General features: G+C 70.8%; 9 protein-coding genes. 3 read left to right on the top strand and 6 right to left on the bottom strand.

From position 1 onward, the window contains the following. Positions 1-47: 47 nt before the first annotated feature. The gene (locus J2S55_RS27615) at positions 48-2,147 is read right to left on the bottom strand and encodes a GTP-binding protein (protein ID WP_306866736.1); all 2,100 of its coding nucleotides are present in this window, start codon (positions 2,145-2,147) and stop codon (positions 48-50) included. A gap of 345 nt (positions 2,148-2,492) precedes the next feature. On the opposite strand from J2S55_RS27615, the gene J2S55_RS27610 reads away from it, so the two are divergent. Continuing rightward, positions 2,493-3,146 carry a TetR/AcrR family transcriptional regulator gene (locus J2S55_RS27610; RefSeq protein WP_306866733.1) on the top strand — a complete coding sequence of 218 codons (654 nt, stop codon included), beginning with the start codon at positions 2,493-2,495 and terminating at the stop codon, positions 3,144-3,146. 132 nt (positions 3,147-3,278) lie between these two features. Here J2S55_RS27610 and leuS read toward each other — a convergent pair whose 3' ends face one another. After that, positions 3,279-5,747 carry a leucine--tRNA ligase gene (leuS, locus tag J2S55_RS27605; RefSeq protein ID WP_306875584.1) on the bottom strand — a complete coding sequence of 823 codons (2,469 nt, stop codon included), beginning with the start codon at positions 5,745-5,747 and terminating at the stop codon, positions 3,279-3,281. A gap of 555 nt (positions 5,748-6,302) precedes the next feature. Here leuS and J2S55_RS27600 point away from each other — a divergent pair. After that, positions 6,303-8,393 (top strand): hypothetical protein, encoded by a 2,091-nt coding sequence (locus J2S55_RS27600; protein ID WP_306866731.1) that lies wholly within the window; start codon positions 6,303-6,305, stop codon positions 8,391-8,393. 2 nt (positions 8,394-8,395) lie between these two features. Here J2S55_RS27600 and J2S55_RS27595 read toward each other — a convergent pair whose 3' ends face one another. The 4 genes from J2S55_RS27595 to J2S55_RS27580 all read right to left on the bottom strand — a co-directional run bounded on the left by J2S55_RS27595 (position 8,396) and on the right by J2S55_RS27580 (position 14,036). Further along, positions 8,396-9,670, bottom strand: coding sequence for a cytochrome P450 (locus tag J2S55_RS27595; RefSeq protein WP_306866727.1), 1,275 nt, complete (start codon positions 9,668-9,670; stop codon positions 8,396-8,398). A gap of 46 nt (positions 9,671-9,716) precedes the next feature. Continuing rightward, on the bottom strand, positions 9,717-10,961 hold the full coding sequence (locus J2S55_RS27590; protein ID WP_306866724.1) for a cytochrome P450: 1,245 nt from the start codon (positions 10,959-10,961) through the stop codon (positions 9,717-9,719). Positions 10,962-11,096: 135 nt separating this feature from the next. After that, on the bottom strand, positions 11,097-12,347 hold the full coding sequence (locus J2S55_RS27585) for a cytochrome P450 (RefSeq protein WP_306866721.1): 1,251 nt from the start codon (positions 12,345-12,347) through the stop codon (positions 11,097-11,099). 144 nt (positions 12,348-12,491) lie between these two features. Beyond that, a complete protein-coding gene (locus tag J2S55_RS27580; protein ID WP_306866717.1) occupies positions 12,492-14,036 on the bottom strand; it encodes a GMC family oxidoreductase in 1,545 nt (514 codons plus the stop codon). A 180-nt stretch (positions 14,037-14,216) separates the two neighbouring features. Here J2S55_RS27580 and J2S55_RS27575 point away from each other — a divergent pair, with 180 nt between their 5' ends. Next, positions 14,217-15,752 (top strand): long-chain-fatty-acid--CoA ligase, encoded by a 1,536-nt coding sequence (locus J2S55_RS27575; protein ID WP_306866712.1) that lies wholly within the window; start codon positions 14,217-14,219, stop codon positions 15,750-15,752. Positions 15,753-15,879: the final 127 nt, after the last annotated feature.

The raw sequence follows: 15,879 nt of genomic DNA, 5'->3' as shown, positions 1-15,879 counted from the left end.
GCCGGACCGCCGGGATCCGGCAGGGCCCACCGGAGGCGCCGGCGGCCTCACCCCGCCGTGCCGCGCTGTGCGAGGTGGCGCAGATACTCCCTGCGGTTGAGCGGGTTGCCGTCCGAGCGCTCGCGCACCGGGGCCGGTCCGCCGACCGGCCGGTCCCCCGACGGCCGTGACCACCAGACCCCTTCGCCACGGGTCAGTCCGGGCAGGCGCCGCCCGAACGCGTGCACCCGGCGCGCGGGGATGTCGCCCCCGAGCAGCCAGGTGTCCGTGTCGCCGGAGGACTCCCGGATGTCCGCGCCGAAGGCGGCGAGCTCGGCGGTGACGGCGCTGAGCGTGTCCGACGGGATCTCCACCTCGAAGGCGTGGCACGGCTCGTAGACCCGGGTCCCGGCGATGTCCAGGGCACGCATCAGGACCAGCGGCGTGAGGTTGCGGAAGTCACCGGCCGTGCTGATCGGGGCCGCGTAGCCTGTCCGGGTCAGGGTGACGACGCAGTCGGTCACCGCCCAGCCGTAGATCCCCTGCTCAAGGGTCTGCCGTACGGCGTCCTCGATCGCCCGGTGGAAGGGGCGCGGCAGCGAGCCGAGCTCGACCTCCCGCCGGAAGGTGATCCCCGCTCCGCTCCCGGGTCCGACCCGCAGCCCGACGGTCGCGAAGAACTCGTTGCGCCCGTGCCGATCGATCTCCTCACATGCCTCCCCGACGCCCACCGGGCGCTCGACGTAGACCGTACGGCTCTGCTCGAACACCGCCTCGACGCCGAAGTCGTTGAGGAGGGTCTCGGCTATGACGTCCTTCTGCACCTCGCCGTAGAGCAGGACCGAGGTCCCCTCCCCCGGGACGGCACGTGTGTGGATCAACGGGTCCTGGTCGGCGAGGCTCACCAGCGCGGCGTGCAGCCGTGCGGCGTGCTCGGCCCGCTTCGGCCGGGCGAGGGTCTCCAGGCTCGGCGGGGCGAAGTGCGTCCGCCCGCCGAGCCCGTCGGCCGAGCCGACCTGGTCCCCGACCCGGATGCGGGACAGGCCCCAGATCTTCGCGATGTTCCCCGCCGTCAGGTGGCGGGCCTCCCCCCGGGCCGGCCCGATGACCTGAAGCGCGGTGATCTGCTCGGTGTCCTCGCTGACGCCGCCGTCGGCTCCCCGCCGGTAGCAGGTGACCCGCTGCCGTGCGCGCAGCTCACCGGAGTGCATGCGCAGGTAGGCGATCTTCTCCCCGGCGCCGCCGCGCTCGACGGCGAAGACGGTGGCGCGAGGGCCGTCCTCTCCGGTGGCGGGGGCCGGCGGGAGCAGCCGCGAGATCCCGCCGAGGAGCGCCTCGACGCCCTGGCCGGTCAGCGCCGAGCCGAAGAACAGCGGGTGGAGCAGGCCGGCGGCGGTCTGGCCGCGGATCCCCGCCAGGAGCCGGTCACCCGTGGGGAGCGAGCCGGCGACGAGGTCGGCGAGCAGCGCGTCGTCGTTCTCCGCGAGGATCTCCGCCACCCGGGAGCGGAAGTCCGGCCCGCCCGAGGAGTCAAGGCCGTCCAGAGATCCTGGTCCGTCCAGGAAATTCGGCCCGCCCGGGGAGTCAGGGCCGCCCGGGGAATCCGGGCCGCCCGGAGATCCCTGCCCGTCCAAGAAGTCCGGGCCGTCCAGGGAGTTCGGGACGGTGTGCGCGGCCGGCGATCCGGCCTGCCGGACCCGGTTCATCGCGACGATCCGCGGCGTCAGCTTCCGCCGGACGTCGGCCAGGATCTCCTCGTGGCGGGCCCCGGCGCGGTCGATCTTGTTGACGAAGATCAGGGTCGGCAGGCGCATCTGCCGCAGGGTCTTCATCAGGACGCGGGTCTGCGCCTGGACGCCCTCCACCGCCGACAGGACCAGGACGGCGCCGTCGAGCACTCCGAGCGCCCGCTCGACCTCGGAGATGAAGTCGGAGTGCCCCGGGGTGTCGATCAGGTTGACCTGCAGGGTCCCGACGGTGAAGGAGGCGACCGCGGAGCGGATCGTGATGCCGCGCCGCCGTTCGATGTCGCCCGTGTCGGTCTGGGTGCTGCCGGCGTCGACGCTGCCGAGCCGGTCGATGACGCCGGTGTCGAACAGCAGGCGCTCAGTGAGACTGGTCTTGCCCGCGTCGACATGGGCGAGAATGCCGATGTTGAGGGTGTGCATGGGTGCTGGAGTCCTCGAAAACTCTCGTCCGGATAGGGCGCTGTGAGGTTTCGAAGGCTCGCCGCATCTCGTGCTCCCGGTAGTGGTCGGTCGGTCGCCGACATCCTTCCACCGGCGGGCTCGATTTTCGACGCAATAAATCCGACCCGACGACCACGCGCCTCGGACGGCTCCGCTGAGGCTCTGGTGGCTCCCGCCGTTGACCTCCTCGGCTGGGGCGTTCTCATCGGCGAGGAGACGGGCGGCCGCGACGGGGCCGGAGGCGGCCGGATGACCCGGGGCAGGCGTCTCATCAGGGGGGAGACGTTCCGTCAGGTGAACGCGGATGCTGCTAGCGTTCGACATGTGCCACAGCAGCGACGTCGAGCGGACGCCCTGCGCAACTCCGACCGGATCGTCCGCGCGGCGATCACCGCCCTGCAGGAGACCGGCCCGACCGTCCCGCTGGAGGAGATCGCCCGCCGGGCCGGCCTTGGCATCGCCACCGTCTACCGGCGCTTCGGCGACCGCGACGGTGTGATCCGAGCCGCCTTCGAAACCTACTTCGCCGAAGAGGTCGAGCCGCTGGCCCGGGCCGCCCGCACCGCCGCCGACCCCCGCCAGGGGCTGGCCACCGCGCTGGCCGCCACCGTCGACACCCTGGCCGCCCACCGCCGCCTGCTCGCCGCCGCCCGGGAGGCCGGAGCCTTCACCGTCGGCCTCGCCGAACGATTCGTCGACCCGCTCGGCGACGTCCTGACCGCCGCCCAGCGCCGCGGACTGATCCGCACCGACCTGCTGGTACGCGACCTGGCCGCGATCGTGGTGATGGCCCTGGGCACCGTCCATCCGGGCGACGACGGCGGCCGGCCCGAGGAGGACGGCGCCGACCACCGGCGCTATCTGGCCCTCCTGCTCGACGGCACCCGCCCCTCGGCCGAACCCCTCCCCCGCCCCTCGTCCCACCGCCTCTTCGCCGATGACACGGCCGGGGGTTGCGCGGCCGACAGGCACCGCTGAACGGCCGCGGGGCGCCCGCCGTACGCGGACGCCCCGCCTGCCGTACACAGATGCCGCGCCCGCCGTACGCGGACGCCCCGCCTGCCGTACACAGATGCCGCGCCCGCCGTACGCGGACGCCCCGCGTGACCGCTACGGGACGATGTTGACCAGCTTGGGCGCGCGGACGATGATCTTGCGCGGAGCCCCGGACAGGAAGGACTGGACCTTCGCCGAGGCCAGCGCCAGCGCCTCCAGCTCCGCCTCGGAGATCTCCGGGGAGACCTCCAGGCGGTCACGGACCTTGCCGGCGACCTGGACGACGCAGGTGACGGAGTCCTGGACCAGCAGGGCCGGATCGACCACCGGCCAGCCGGCCCTGGCGACCGAGGCGGGGTGGCCCAGGCGCTCCCAGCCCTCCTCCGCGGCGTACGGTGCGACCAGGGACAGCATGACCGCCAGCGCCTCGGCGGCCTCCCGGACGGCCGGGTCGGCCGCGCCGGGGCCGGAGTCGATCGCCTTGCGGGTCGCGCTCGTCAGCTCCATCATGCGGGCCACCGCGACGTTGAAGCGGTGGGAGTCGACCAGCTTGGTGACCTCGTCGATGGTCTGGTGGACGGCCTTGCGCAGGTTCAGGTCACCGGTCGCGAAGTCCACGCCGGGGGCGGAGGCCGCACCGGCCTCGGCCATGACGCGGAAGGCGCGGGCCAGGAACTTCTGCGACGCGGCCGGTGAGACGTCGGCCCAGTCGATGTCGTCCTCCGGCGGACCGGCGAACACCACGGTCAGCCGGACCGCGTCCACGCCGTAGGAGTCGATCTGCTCGCCCAGGTCCACGCCGTTGCCCAGTGACTTGGACATCGCCTTGCCCTGGTTGATCACCTGCCCCTGGTTCAGCAGGCGGGTGAAGGGCTCGGTGAAGTCGACCATGCCCATGTCGTGCAGGACCTTGGTGAAGAACCGCGAGTACAGCAGGTGCAGCACCGCGTGCTCGACGCCGCCGACGTACTGGTCGATGGGGCCCCACTTGCGCAGCTTCTCCACGTCGAACGGGCCGTCCTCGTAGGACGGGTCCACGTAACGCAGGAAGTACCAGGAGGAGTCGACGAAGGTGTCCATCGTGTCGGTGTCGCGCCGGGCCGGGCCGCCGCACTTGGGGCAGGCGACGTTGACCCAGTCCTCGGCCGAGGCCAGCGGGGAGACGCCCTTGGGGGCCAGGGCCTCGCCACGCAGGTCGGGCAGGGTGACAGGCAGCTGGTCGTCCGGGACGGGGACCTCGCCGCAGTCGAGACAGTGGATGATCGGGATCGGGCAGCCCCAGAAGCGCTGGCGGGACAGCAGCCAGTCGCGCAGGCGGAAGTTGACCGTCGCCTTCCCGGTGCCGCGCTCGGCCAGCACTCCGATGATCTTCCGGATCGCGTCGGCCTTGGACAGACCGTCCAGCGGGCCGGAGTTGACCAGGGATCCCTCGCCCGCGGTGGCCACACCGGTCTCGCCCGGGTCGGCCAGACCGGTGTGGACCACGACCCGCACCGGCAGGCCGAAGGTGCGGGCGAAGTCCAGGTCACGCTGGTCGTGCGCGGGGACCGCCATGATGGCGCCGTGGCCGTAGTCGGACAGCACGTAGTCGGCCGCCCAGACCGGCATGCGCTCGCCATTGACCGGGTTGATCGCGTAGCGGCCCAGGAAGACGCCGGTCTTCTCCTTGTCGGTGGAGAGCCGGTCGATGTCGGACAGCTTGGACACCTCGGCCCGGTAGGCCTCGAAGGCCTCGCGCTGCTCCTCTGCGACGATCTCCTCGGCCAGCGCCGCGTCCGGGGCGACCACGAAGAAGGTCGCGCCGTACAGGGTGTCGGGGCGGGTGGTGTAGACGGTGACCGGCTCGTCGCGGCCCTCGATGACGAAGTCGACGTCGGCGCCCTCGGACCGGCCGATCCAGTTGCGCTGCATGGTCAGCACGCGCTCCGGCCAGCCGCCCTCCAGCTGGGCCATGTCGTCCAGCAGCCGGTCGGCGTAGTCAGTGATCTTGAAGTACCACTGGGTCAGCTCGCGGCGGACGACCTCGGCGCCGCAGCGCTCGCACCTGCCGTCCTTGACCTGCTCGTTGGCCAGCACGGTCTGGTCATTGGGGCACCAGTTGACCAGGCCGCCCTTACGGTAGGCCAGGCCGCGCTCGAAGAAGCGGATGAACAGCCACTGGGTCCACTTGTAATACTCGGGGTCGCTGGTGTGCAGGCGGCGGGACCAGTCGAAGGAGATCGCGTAGCGCTTGATGGAGTGGGCCTGGGTCTCGATGTTGGCGTAGGTCCACTCGGCCGGATGCGCGTTCCGCTTGATCGCGGCGTTCTCGGCGGGCAGGCCGAAGGAGTCCCAGCCGATCGGGTGCAGCACGTTGTAGCCGCGCTGGACCCAGTAGCGCGAGAAGACGTCGCCGATGCCGAACGCCTCGGCGTGGCCCATGTGCAGGTCGCCGGAGGGGTAGGAGAACATGTCGAGCATGTAGCGCCGCTCACGCGTGTCGGCGGGATCGTCGGAGGCCCGGAACGGGTCGAGCTCCTCCCATCGCCGCTGCCACTTGACCTGCAGTGCCTGCGGGTCGTAGTGCTGCTCGTCGCTCTGCATGTCGGCTCGCTCGCTCACGTCAATCTTCCCTCGGTATACGTCTGCGCAGATGATCTGACCCATCCGACCCAATAGAAAAACCCTCCGCTCACGCGAAGGGCAGCCGCATCGGCGGGCGTCTAGCGCCGGGAGGGCCGATGCGGCCAGATAAGCAGCAGGGCCGCGGCACGCATATGCCAAGAGTATCGCAGCCCGCAAGCCATATTCATGACCCGGGAAATCCATCCGATCGCGGCGAACCGGGGACAGCGGCACCGGCGGGTCAGCACAATGGGAGGCTCATGCGTCTGGGACAGACCGAGGTTAGATGGTGATACGTCCGTTGTGACCTCACATGTCCCGTCAGTTTACTCTTTCACCGTGGCACACTCAGTCGAGCCGGGGCAGGGCCCGGATCCCTCGGAGGTCGGCCTGCCGATGCAGGATCCGCCAACCGACCCCACCGGACTCCAGTTCAGGGGGGCGTTCTCCAGTTTCCCTGCGAACCCCCCCGTCTCACGTGAGACCATGCCCAATACCCCTAATTCGGGCAAACGCCCTGGAGGTAAGGAAGCCATGGCCTCGGAGCAGTCCAGCCAGTCCCACCTACCTCCGGCATGGCCGGAAGCCGCAGAGCCGTCACCCACCTGGGCGGACGGCTCTTCCGGCACCGGCCCCCGGCTCCCCCTCCCCCAGGAGGAGCCCGCCGGAGACCGCGCCTCCTGGCAGGCCGCCGTCCCCGGCAACGGCTCCTGGCAACAGGCCTTCGGGACACCGCCCCCCGCCCCCCAGACCCCGCCCGCCTCCGGCCCGCGGCCGGGCGGCGACTCCTGGCAGGCCGCCGCCCCCGCGCAGGACGGGCCCGACACCCGGCCGCCCGCCGAGAACGGTGGGTGGCCGGCGCCGCAGTCCGCCGGCAACGGAGGGTGGGGCACGGCCCAGGCCGCTGACAATGGAGGCTGGGGTACGGCCCCTGCGGCCGGGAACGGCGGCTGGGACGCGGCCCGGAGCAACGACAACGGAGGCTGGGGAGCGGCCGCGGACGGCGGCGGGCCGAACACCGCACCGCCGGCCGAGAACGGCGGATGGGGCAGGCCGGCCGAGTCGCCGGGCCCCGGCCACTCCTCCCCCTCCTGGCCGACCCCGACGGACGGCGGCCACTCCTCCCCCTCCTGGCCGGCCCCGACGGGCGGCCCCGGCCCCTCCGCCGGCCAGGATCCGCTGACCAGTCCCAACGCCTTCGGCGGCCAGGAGCCGGCGGCCGGCTCCAACCCGTTCGGCCACCAGGACCCGCTCACCAGCCCCGACCCGTTCCGCAGTCAGGACCCGTTGACCAACCCCAACCCGTTCGGGCATCAGGACCCGGCGGCCGGCTCCAACCCGTTCGGCCACCAGGACCCGCTCACCAACCCCAACCCCTTCGGCCACCAGGACCCGCTCACCAACCCCAACCCCTTCGGCGGCCGCGATCCCCGCACCGCCCCGGATCCGTCCGGCGGCCAGGCCCCCATGGGCGGCCCCAACCCGTTCGGCCACCAGGACCCGCTCACCGGCCCCAACCCGTTCGGCGGCCAGGAGACACTCCGTAACGTCCCGGCCAACGGCGCCGCTCCGGAGAACCCCGGCGTGTGGGCCCTGGCGGGGGCGACCGCCCCGGAGGCCCCTCCCGGCGCGCCGCCGCAGGTTCCGCCACCCCACGCTCCCCCGCAGGGCGCGCCCGCGCACGCCCATCCGGGCGACGGCGGGCCCCACCACGGGCAGATGCCCCCGCAGGGACAGCCGGGCGGGCACCTGAGCCGGGACCCCTCCGACCCCAACAGGCCGTTCGTCACCGCGGGTCAGATCAGCGGGCCGAAGACCCCTCCGCCGGAGCGTCAGCAGGAGCTGTGGAACACGGTCTTCGGCGACAACTACCAGGCCATGGGAGAGGAGCCGGAGCTCGAAGGGACGGGCCGGCCGGTCTGGGTGTTCGCGCTGGCCGGCTCGGTGGTGATCGCTCTGATCGGCGCCGTGCTCTGGGCCTTCCTGGCGGGCCCCCTGGCCTCGACGGAGGAGAAGCCCATCCCGGAGGCCAAGCCCTCCGCGACCGGCAAGAAGCCCGCCAAGTCCCAGGCGGTGGGCCGCCTGCCGCGCTTCCCCGGCAAGGCCTCGCCGGTCGCCGGCACCCTGCCCGACCAGGCCGCGGCGATCAGCCTGGCCAAGCTCGGCGCGCCCTGGCGGCAGGACCAGCGCGAGAGCGTGTCCACCGCCTACGGCTTCACCACCCGCCAGTACGTCCCGGCCGGGTCGGACTCCCTGGGCAAGCCCCAGTTCGCCCAGGTGATGTCGGGGCCGCTCTCGCCCCGGCTGAAGAGCAAATACACCTCACCCGACAACCTGGCCCCGGTGATCAACGCGGTGGCCTACACCGGTCGCAAGAAGTTCTTCCCCGAGGACAACAGCGCCCGCAAGACCGCCCAGCAGAACCTGTCGGTCAACGGCCTGCGGGGGCAGCTCGCCGCGTACGAGATCACCGCGGGCACGTCCAAGACGACGATGGTCGTGGCGGCCGTGAGCACCGGCGCCGACCTGCCCGTGATCGTCTACATGTCGGTGCCGGACAGCAAGAAGGAACTGCTGCCCGACGTCAACACCGTGTTCAAGTCGATCCGGCCGGCGGCTGGATGATCTCAGAACGCGCAGTCCATGTGCTTGATGCCGTTGATGAAGCTGGAGTGGAGCCGCTGCGGCCTGCCGCCCTCGATCCGGGGGACGCGCCGCAGTAGCTCGCGGAACATCACGGTGATCTCGCGGCGGGCCAGGTGAGCGCCCAGGCAGAAGTGCGGCCCCGGACCGCCGAAGCCGACGTGCGGGTTGGGGTCGCGGGTGACGTCGAAGCGGAGCGGGTCGGGGAAGACGCTCTCGTCCCGGTTCGCGGCCCAGTAGTACAGGACGACCTTCTGGCCCTCGCGGTAGAGCCGGCCGTTCATCTCGTGGTCGCGGGTGACCTTGCGGCGCATGAAGTTCACCGGGGAGGCCAGGCGGACGATCTCCTCGACCGCGCCGGGGAGGCGGCCGTCGAGGTCGGCCAGGAGCAGCGCGCGCTGGTCCGGGTTCCGGGTGAGCAGCCGCAGGCCGTAGGAGATGGCGTTGCGGGTGGTCTCGTTGCCCGCCACCACCAGCAGGATGAAGAACGAGCCGAGCTCCTGCATCGTCAGCTTCTCGCCGTCGATGTTGGCGTTGACCAGCGACGAGGTGAGGTCCCCCGTGGGGTGCTCGGCCCGGTAGGCGGCCAGGTCCTGCACGAGCTGCTGCAGGTCCATGCCCGCGGCCAGCAGCTTCTCGGCGATCGTGGTCATGTCGTCGCCGCCGTATTCGGGATCGAACCCGCCGAGGATCACGTTGGACCGGTCGAAGACGGTGCCGTAGTCCTTCTCCGGGATCCCCATCATGTCGCAGATGATCTTCAGGGGCAGTCTGGCGGCGACCTCGGTCACGAAGTCGCAGCCGGGCCCCGCGGCGATCAGGTCGTCCACGATCCGGGCGGCCGCCGCCTCGACGTCGGCCTCGAACTGTTTGATCATCTTGGGGGTGAAGGCCCGGGAGACGATCCGGCGGAGCCGGGCGTGCCGCGGGTCGTCCATGTTGATCATCGACCCGAAGTACTCGGTGAACTCCGGCGGCATGTCCGGGATGTTGGTGGCTCCGCCATCCCCCGAGCAGAACACCTCGGGGTTGCGGCTGACCTCCAGGATGTCGGCGTGCTTGACCAGCGCGTAGTAGCCGGGCCCCTTGGGGGCGAAGGGGACCTCCATCTCCTCGTAGAAGGCGGGGCCGTCCAGGCCGCGCAGGAGCCGGAAGGCGTGCTCGCGCTCCCGCATGGGCCTGGCCCAGAAGTCGTAGTCCGACAGGTCGAAGTCGGCGGCGGAGACGATCGGCTTCCGCTCGGACGGCGTCACGCTCATATCGCCAATCATTTGCGCAAGCAACCACTTACGTCAATGGAGTGCCTCAGAAGTCACATTCGAGACGCTTGATGCCGTTGATGAAACTGGAGCGCAGGCGGTCCGGCTCACCGACCGAGCGGATCTGCGGCAGCCGGGTGAACAGCTCGCGGAACATCACGCCGATCTCACGGCGGGCCAGGTGGGCGCCGAGGCAGAAGTGCGGCCCCGGGCCGCCGAAGCCGAGGTGGGTCCCCTCGCCGCGCCGGATGTCGAAGCGGGAGGGGTCGGTGAACACGGTCTCGTCGCGGTTGGCCGCCCAGTAGAAGAGCAGGACCTTGTCGCCCTTGCGGTAGAGGTGACCGTTCATCTCGTGGTCGCGGGTGACGCTGCGGCGCATCCAGGCGACCGGGGAGGCCAGGCGGACGATCTCTTCGACCGCGCCGGGGAGGCGGCCGTCGAGGTCGGCCAGGAGCAGCGCGCGCTGGTCCGGGTTCTCGGTGAACAGGTGCAGGCCGTGGGAGATGGCGTTGCGGGTGGTCTCGTTGCCCGCCACCACCAGCAGGATGAAGAACGAGCCGAGCTCCTGCATCGTCAGCTTCTCGCCGTCGATGTTGGCGCTGGTCAGGGCGGTGATGAGGGTGTCGCCGTCACCGGCGGCCAGGGAGACGACGAGGTCCTGCAGACGCTGCCCCGCGCCCAGGAGCAGCTCGGCCGCCCGGCTGACGTCCTGGATGAACTCGGGGTCGCCGCCGGACAGGATGACGTTGGTGGCTTCGAAGACCGTCTGGTGGTGCTCGGGGCCGATGCCCATCATGTCGCAGATGATCTTCAAGGGGAGCTTGGCGGCCACCTCGGCGACGAAGTCGCAGCCGGGCCCCGCGGCGATCAGGCCGTCGACGATCCGGGTGGCCTCGGCCTGCACGTCGGCCTCGAACTGTTTGATCATCTTGGGGGTGAAGGCCCGGGAGACGATCCGGCGGAGCCGGGCGTGCCGCGGGTCGTCCATGTTGATCATCGACCCGAAGTACTCGCCGAACTCGGGGGTCAGGTCATGGATGGAGGTCGACCCCCGGCTGGAGGAGAAGACCTCGGGGGTGCGGCTGGCCTCGACGACGTCGGCATGCCGTACCAGGGCGTAGTAGCCCGGCCCCGGCAGGGCGAAGCTCATCTCCGGCTCGGCGAACCGGAGGGGGGCCGTCTGGGCGCGCAGCAGCGCGAAGGCGGCCTCCCGCTCGGGGATCGGCCGCTCCCAGAAAGCGATGTCCGACAGGTCGATGTCCGCGAGTGAAACCGTCACACCAGCCCCCATTAGAACCGCATTCGGTTTTTTGATCCTGCCATACGATCTTCAACCTAACCAGTCCAGGACGAGAGCGTTCGCCCGGCCGCCACAGTAGCCGCCCCCGGGGCGGCTCAGAGCCGGATCCGCCGGAAGGCATGGAAGTCAGGTCGCGTACGGCAGGTGCTTGATGCCGTTGATGAAGTTGGACAGCAGGTAGGCGGGCTCGCCGGCGGCCCGGATGCCGGGCAGCCGGGTGAACAGCTCGCGGAACATCACGGTGACCTCCCGGCGGGCCAGATGGGCGCCCAGGCAGTAGTGGGGGCCGGGGCCGCCGAAGCCGACGTGCGGGTTGGGGTGCCGGGTGATGTCGAAGACGTCGGGGTCGGCGAAGACGGCCTCGTCCCGGTTGGCGGAGTTGTAGAAGAGCAGGACCTTGTCACCCCTGCCGTAGGTCTGCCCGTTCATCTCGTGCTCGCGGGTGACCGTGCGACGGAACTGGATCACCGGGGTGGAGTAGCGGATGATCTCGTCGACCGCGCCGGGGATGTGCTTGTCGAAGTCGCCCACGAGCAGCTCGCGCTGGCCCGGGTGGTCGGTGAGCAGCTTCAGGCCGTGGGAGATGGCGTTCCGGGTGGTCTCGCTGCCGGCGACCACGAGCAGGATGAAGAACGAGCCGAGCTCCTGCGGGGTGAGCGACTCCTCGCCGTTGACCAGCATGCTGGTCAGGTCGCCGGTGGAGTCGCCCCGGCGCCGGCGGCCGAGCCTGGCGGCCAGCGTGTTCAGCTCACGCCCGGCGGCCATCAGCTTGACCAGGCCGCGGCCGACGTTCCAGCGGCTGAGCTCCGGGTCGATCCCGGTGTATTCGGAGTCGGCGTTGCCCAGGATGATGTTGGTGGCCCGCAGCACCCGGGGATGGAGCTCCGGCGGGATGCCCATCATGTCGCAGATGACCTGGACGGGCAGCCGGGCCGCGATCTGGGTGACGAAGTCGCCCGGCCCCTCGGCGATCGCCTCGTCCACGATCCGGGTGGCCGCCCGCTGCAGGTCCTCCTCCATCTTGGACAGGATCCTGGGGGTGAACGCCCGGGACACGATGCGGCGGAGCCGGGCGTGCCGGGGGTCGTCCATGTTGATCATCGAGCCGAAGTAGACCGCCATCCACCGGGGCATGTCGACGACGCTGTTGGCGGTCGGCTCGCTGCTGAACACCCCGGCGTTCCGGCTGGCCTCGGAGACGTCGGCATGCCGCACCAGGGCGTAGTAGCCGGGCCCGTGCCCGACGAAGGGGATCTTGTTCTCCCGCACGAACACGGGCCGGTCCAGCTCGCGGAGCCGCTTGAAGGCCGCCATGCGCTCCGCCTGCGGGCGCGCCCAGAAGGGGATCTCCGACAGGTCGGCATGTGCCGCGTTCATGGTCACCAACCCAGATTTATGCAAGTGCCCACTTACGTCAAGTGTGAGTCACGGCACACGGAGGCGGGCGCGCGGAAGGCTCACAGGAGGGCGCGCGGAAGGCTCACAGGAGGGCTCGCGGGAGGGCTCCACGGGCCGCCCGCCTCACCCGGTGCGGGCGATCAGGTCGGCGGCCTTCTCCGCGATCATCACGGTGGGGGCGTGGGTGTGGCCCCGGTTGATGACCGGCATGATCGAGGCGTCGACGACCCGGAGCCCGCCGACCCCGCGGACCCTCAGCTCCGGATCCACCACCGCGTCGGCGTCCTCCCCCATCCGGCAGGTGCCCACCGGGTGATAGAGGGTCTCGCTGCGTTCGCGGATCCAGCGGGTGAGCTGCTCGTCGGTCTCCGCGCCCCAGTAAGGGGCCATCGGCGGTCCGGCGAACGGCGTGAGCGCCGCGGTGGCGAACAGCTCCCTGGCCTTCCTCAGCCCGGCGACCTGCCGGCGGACGTCGGCCTCCGCCGTCAGGTAGGCGGGGTCGATCACCACCTCGCGGCCGTCGAGCGAGACGCGGCCGCGGCTCTCCGGCTGGAGCAGGATCGAGGCGATGGTCAGGCCGTGGCCGGGCGGCGGGGTGAGGCCGTGGTCGATGAACGGGCCGGGCGCGAAGATCAGCTCGATGTCGGGGGCGGGCTCGCCGGGGGAGGTGCGGACGAAGGCCACGGCCTCGCCGACGTTCGAGGTCAGCATGCCGCTCCGGCCGAGCAGGAAGCGGAGCAGGTTGGCGACCGACTCGGCGCCCGCGAGCGTCACCGGCTTGGGGCAGTGCAGGATGACGGCCGAGGCCAGGTGGTCCTGGAGGTTCCTGCCGACCTGGGGCAGGTCGTGGACCGGCTCGACGCCCTCGGCCCGCAGCTCGTCGGCCGCGCCGACGCCCGACAGCATCAGCAGGTGCGGGGAGCCGATCGCCCCGGCCGACAGGATGACCTCCCTGCGTGCCCGCGCCACCGTGCCGTCGCCGTACTCCACGCCGGTCGCCCGCCCGTCCTCGATCAGCACCCTGCGCACGCGCGAGGAGGTCAGCACGGTGAGGTTGGGCCGCCTGGCCGCGGGCCTGAGGTAGGCGTCGGCCGAGCTCCAGCGGCGGCCCCGGTCCTGGGTGACGGGGGTCCGGCAGCAGCCCTCGTTGGAGGGGCCGTTCAGCTCCTCCAGCCGGGCCAGCCCGAGCTCCTCGCAGGCGCGGAGGAAGACCGCGGTGACGGGGTTGGGGGTGCGCAGCTCGGAGATGTGGATCGGGCCCGCCGTGCCGTACACGCCGCCGCGGTTGGAGCCGGCGCGGCGCTCGGCCCGGTGGAAGTAGGGCAGGACCTCGTCGTAGGACCAGCCTGGCACGTCCCAGCCGTCGTAGTCGGCCCGGTGCCCGCGCACCCACATCTGGGCGTTCATCGAGGAGGAGCCGCCCAGCATCCGGCCGCGCGGCCAGTAGAGCTCGCGGCCGGACAGCTCGGACTGCTTGGCGGTGGTGAAGTTCCAGTCGCGCTCGGTCTTGAACAGCTTGGCGAAGCCGACGGGCATCCGGACCTCCAGCCCACCGTCGGAGCCCCCCGCCTCCACCAGCGCCACCGTCGCCGAGGGATCGGCCGAGAGCCGGTTGGCCAGCACGCATCCCGCCGAGCCCGCCCCCACGATCACGTAGTCGTAGTCCATGTGGCCACTGACCCTTCGTCGCACGAACGCACGGACGGCCGGCTCGCCCCCGGTAAGCGGGCTCTTACCTGCTTACTCCTCGCTGCTTTACACGTCAATTTGTAACCTTGGTTACCTACCGGTAGGTATCTCGAACTGCGAGTATGAGCGGGTCAGCGCTTGTTCGGAGGAGGAAGCACCATGCTCAACCTGTCGGTCGCACTGGAGGACAGCGCCCGGGAGCAGCCCGACCGCACCGCCCTGGTCTTCGGGGACCTGAGGCTGCCCTACTCCCTGGTCAACACCATCGCGAACCAGGTTGCCAACCTGCTGGTCTCCAGAGGCATCGGCAAGGGCGACAAGGTGGCGCTGGCCTGCCCCAACCTCCCCTACTTCCCGTTCGTGTACTACGGGATCCTCAAGACCGGCGCCACGGTCGTGCCGCTCAACGTGCTGCTGCAGCCCCGGGAGATCGCCTACCACCTGGAGGACTGCGAGGCCAAGGCGCTGTTCTGCTTCGAGGGCACCCCGGAGCTGCCGCTCGGCGAGCGCGGGCGGGCGGGCTTCGACCGGGCGGCGGCGACGGAGCACTTCTTCGTGCTGCCGGCCGCGGCGTTCGCCACCGAGTCCGCGTACGGCGAGACGCTGTGGGCGGCGCTGGACGGCGTGTCCGGCGAGTTCGCGACCGTGCAGACCGCGCCGGACGACACCGCGGTGATCCTCTACACCAGCGGCACCACCGGCCAGCCCAAAGGCGCCGAGCTCAGCCACCAGAACATGCTGCTCAACGCCATGGTCTCGGACGAGATGTTCCCGCGCGGCGAGGACGGCGACGCCTTCCTGGCCGCGCTGCCGCTGTTCCACTCCTTCGGGCAGACCACCGTCATGAACCTCGGCTTCCGCCGCCGGGCCACCGTGGTGCTCATGCCGCGCTTCGAGCCCGGCCCCGCCCTGGAGCTGATGCGCGCCGAGAACATCACGCTGTTCGCGGGCGTGCCGACGATGTACTGGGCCATGCTGACGAAGATCCACACAGACGGCGACGAGGTGCCCACCTCGCTCAAGGTCGCGGTCGCGGGCGGCGCCTCCTCGCCCGTCGAGGTGCTCAAGGACTTCGAGGCCACCTTCGGCATCGGCATCCTGGAGGGCTACGGCCTGTCGGAGACCTCCCCGGTGGCCAGCTTCAACCAGCTCGGCCGGCCCACCAAGCCCGGCACGATCGGCACGCCGATCTGGGGCGTGGAGATGAAGCTGATCGACAACGACTGGAAGACGGTCGAGGGCCAGGGCCCCGGCGAGATCGCGATCCGCGGGCACAACGTGATGAAGGGCTACTACAACCGCCCCGAGGCGACCGCCGAGGTCATGAACGACGGCTGGTTCCGCACCGGCGACATCGCCACCCGTGACAAGGACGGCTACTACGCGATCATCGACCGGGCCAAGGACCTGATCATCCGTGGCGGCTTCAACGTCTACCCGCGCGAGCTGGAGGAGGTCCTGATGACCCACCCCGCGGTCTCGCTCGCCGCGGTGGTCGGAGTCCCCCACGCCTCGCACGGCGAGGAGGTCAAGGCCTACGTCATCCGCACCCCCGAGGCGTCCGCCACCGAGGAGGAGCTGATCGCCTGGTGCAAGGAGAACATGGCGGCCTACAAGTATCCGCGGATCATCGAGTTCCGCGACGCCCTCCCGATGACCGCCACCGGGAAGATCCTCAAGCGCGAGCTCAGGTGAACGGTCGGCCTTTCCGCGGATAATTGAAAATAGCCATACTCACCCGATCCGAAAGCATTTCCTGAAAAGCTGGGTTACGATACGGGCCTGCGCAGAAAAGCCGCAGACGCGCTCTCGTCCATCCCCC

The organism is Streptosporangium brasiliense (assembly GCF_030811595.1).
In the GTDB taxonomy this organism is placed as follows: Bacteria; Actinomycetota; Actinomycetes; order Streptosporangiales; family Streptosporangiaceae; genus Streptosporangium; species Streptosporangium brasiliense.
This window is presented reverse-complemented; position numbering and strand designations above follow the sequence as displayed.

Excerpts from the sequence above, each read along its gene's own strand:
- J2S55_RS27615 (WP_306866736.1), bottom strand. The coding sequence starts at position 2,147 with ATGCACACCCTCAACATCGGCATTCTCGCCCATGTCGACGCGGGCAAG.
- leuS (WP_306875584.1), bottom strand. The coding sequence starts at position 5,747 with ATGCAGAGCGACGAGCAGCACTACGACCCGCAGGCACTGCAGGTCAAG.
- J2S55_RS27600 (WP_306866731.1), top strand. The coding sequence starts at position 6,303 with ATGGCCTCGGAGCAGTCCAGCCAGTCCCACCTACCTCCGGCATGGCCG.
- J2S55_RS27595 (WP_306866727.1), bottom strand. The coding sequence starts at position 9,670 with ATGAGCGTGACGCCGTCCGAGCGGAAGCCGATCGTCTCCGCCGCCGAC.
- J2S55_RS27590 (WP_306866724.1), bottom strand. The coding sequence starts at position 10,961 with ATGGGGGCTGGTGTGACGGTTTCACTCGCGGACATCGACCTGTCGGAC.
- J2S55_RS27585 (WP_306866721.1), bottom strand. The coding sequence starts at position 12,347 with ATGAACGCGGCACATGCCGACCTGTCGGAGATCCCCTTCTGGGCGCGC.
- J2S55_RS27580 (WP_306866717.1), bottom strand. The coding sequence starts at position 14,036 with ATGGACTACGACTACGTGATCGTGGGGGCGGGCTCGGCGGGATGCGTG.
- J2S55_RS27575 (WP_306866712.1), top strand. The coding sequence starts at position 14,217 with ATGCTCAACCTGTCGGTCGCACTGGAGGACAGCGCCCGGGAGCAGCCC.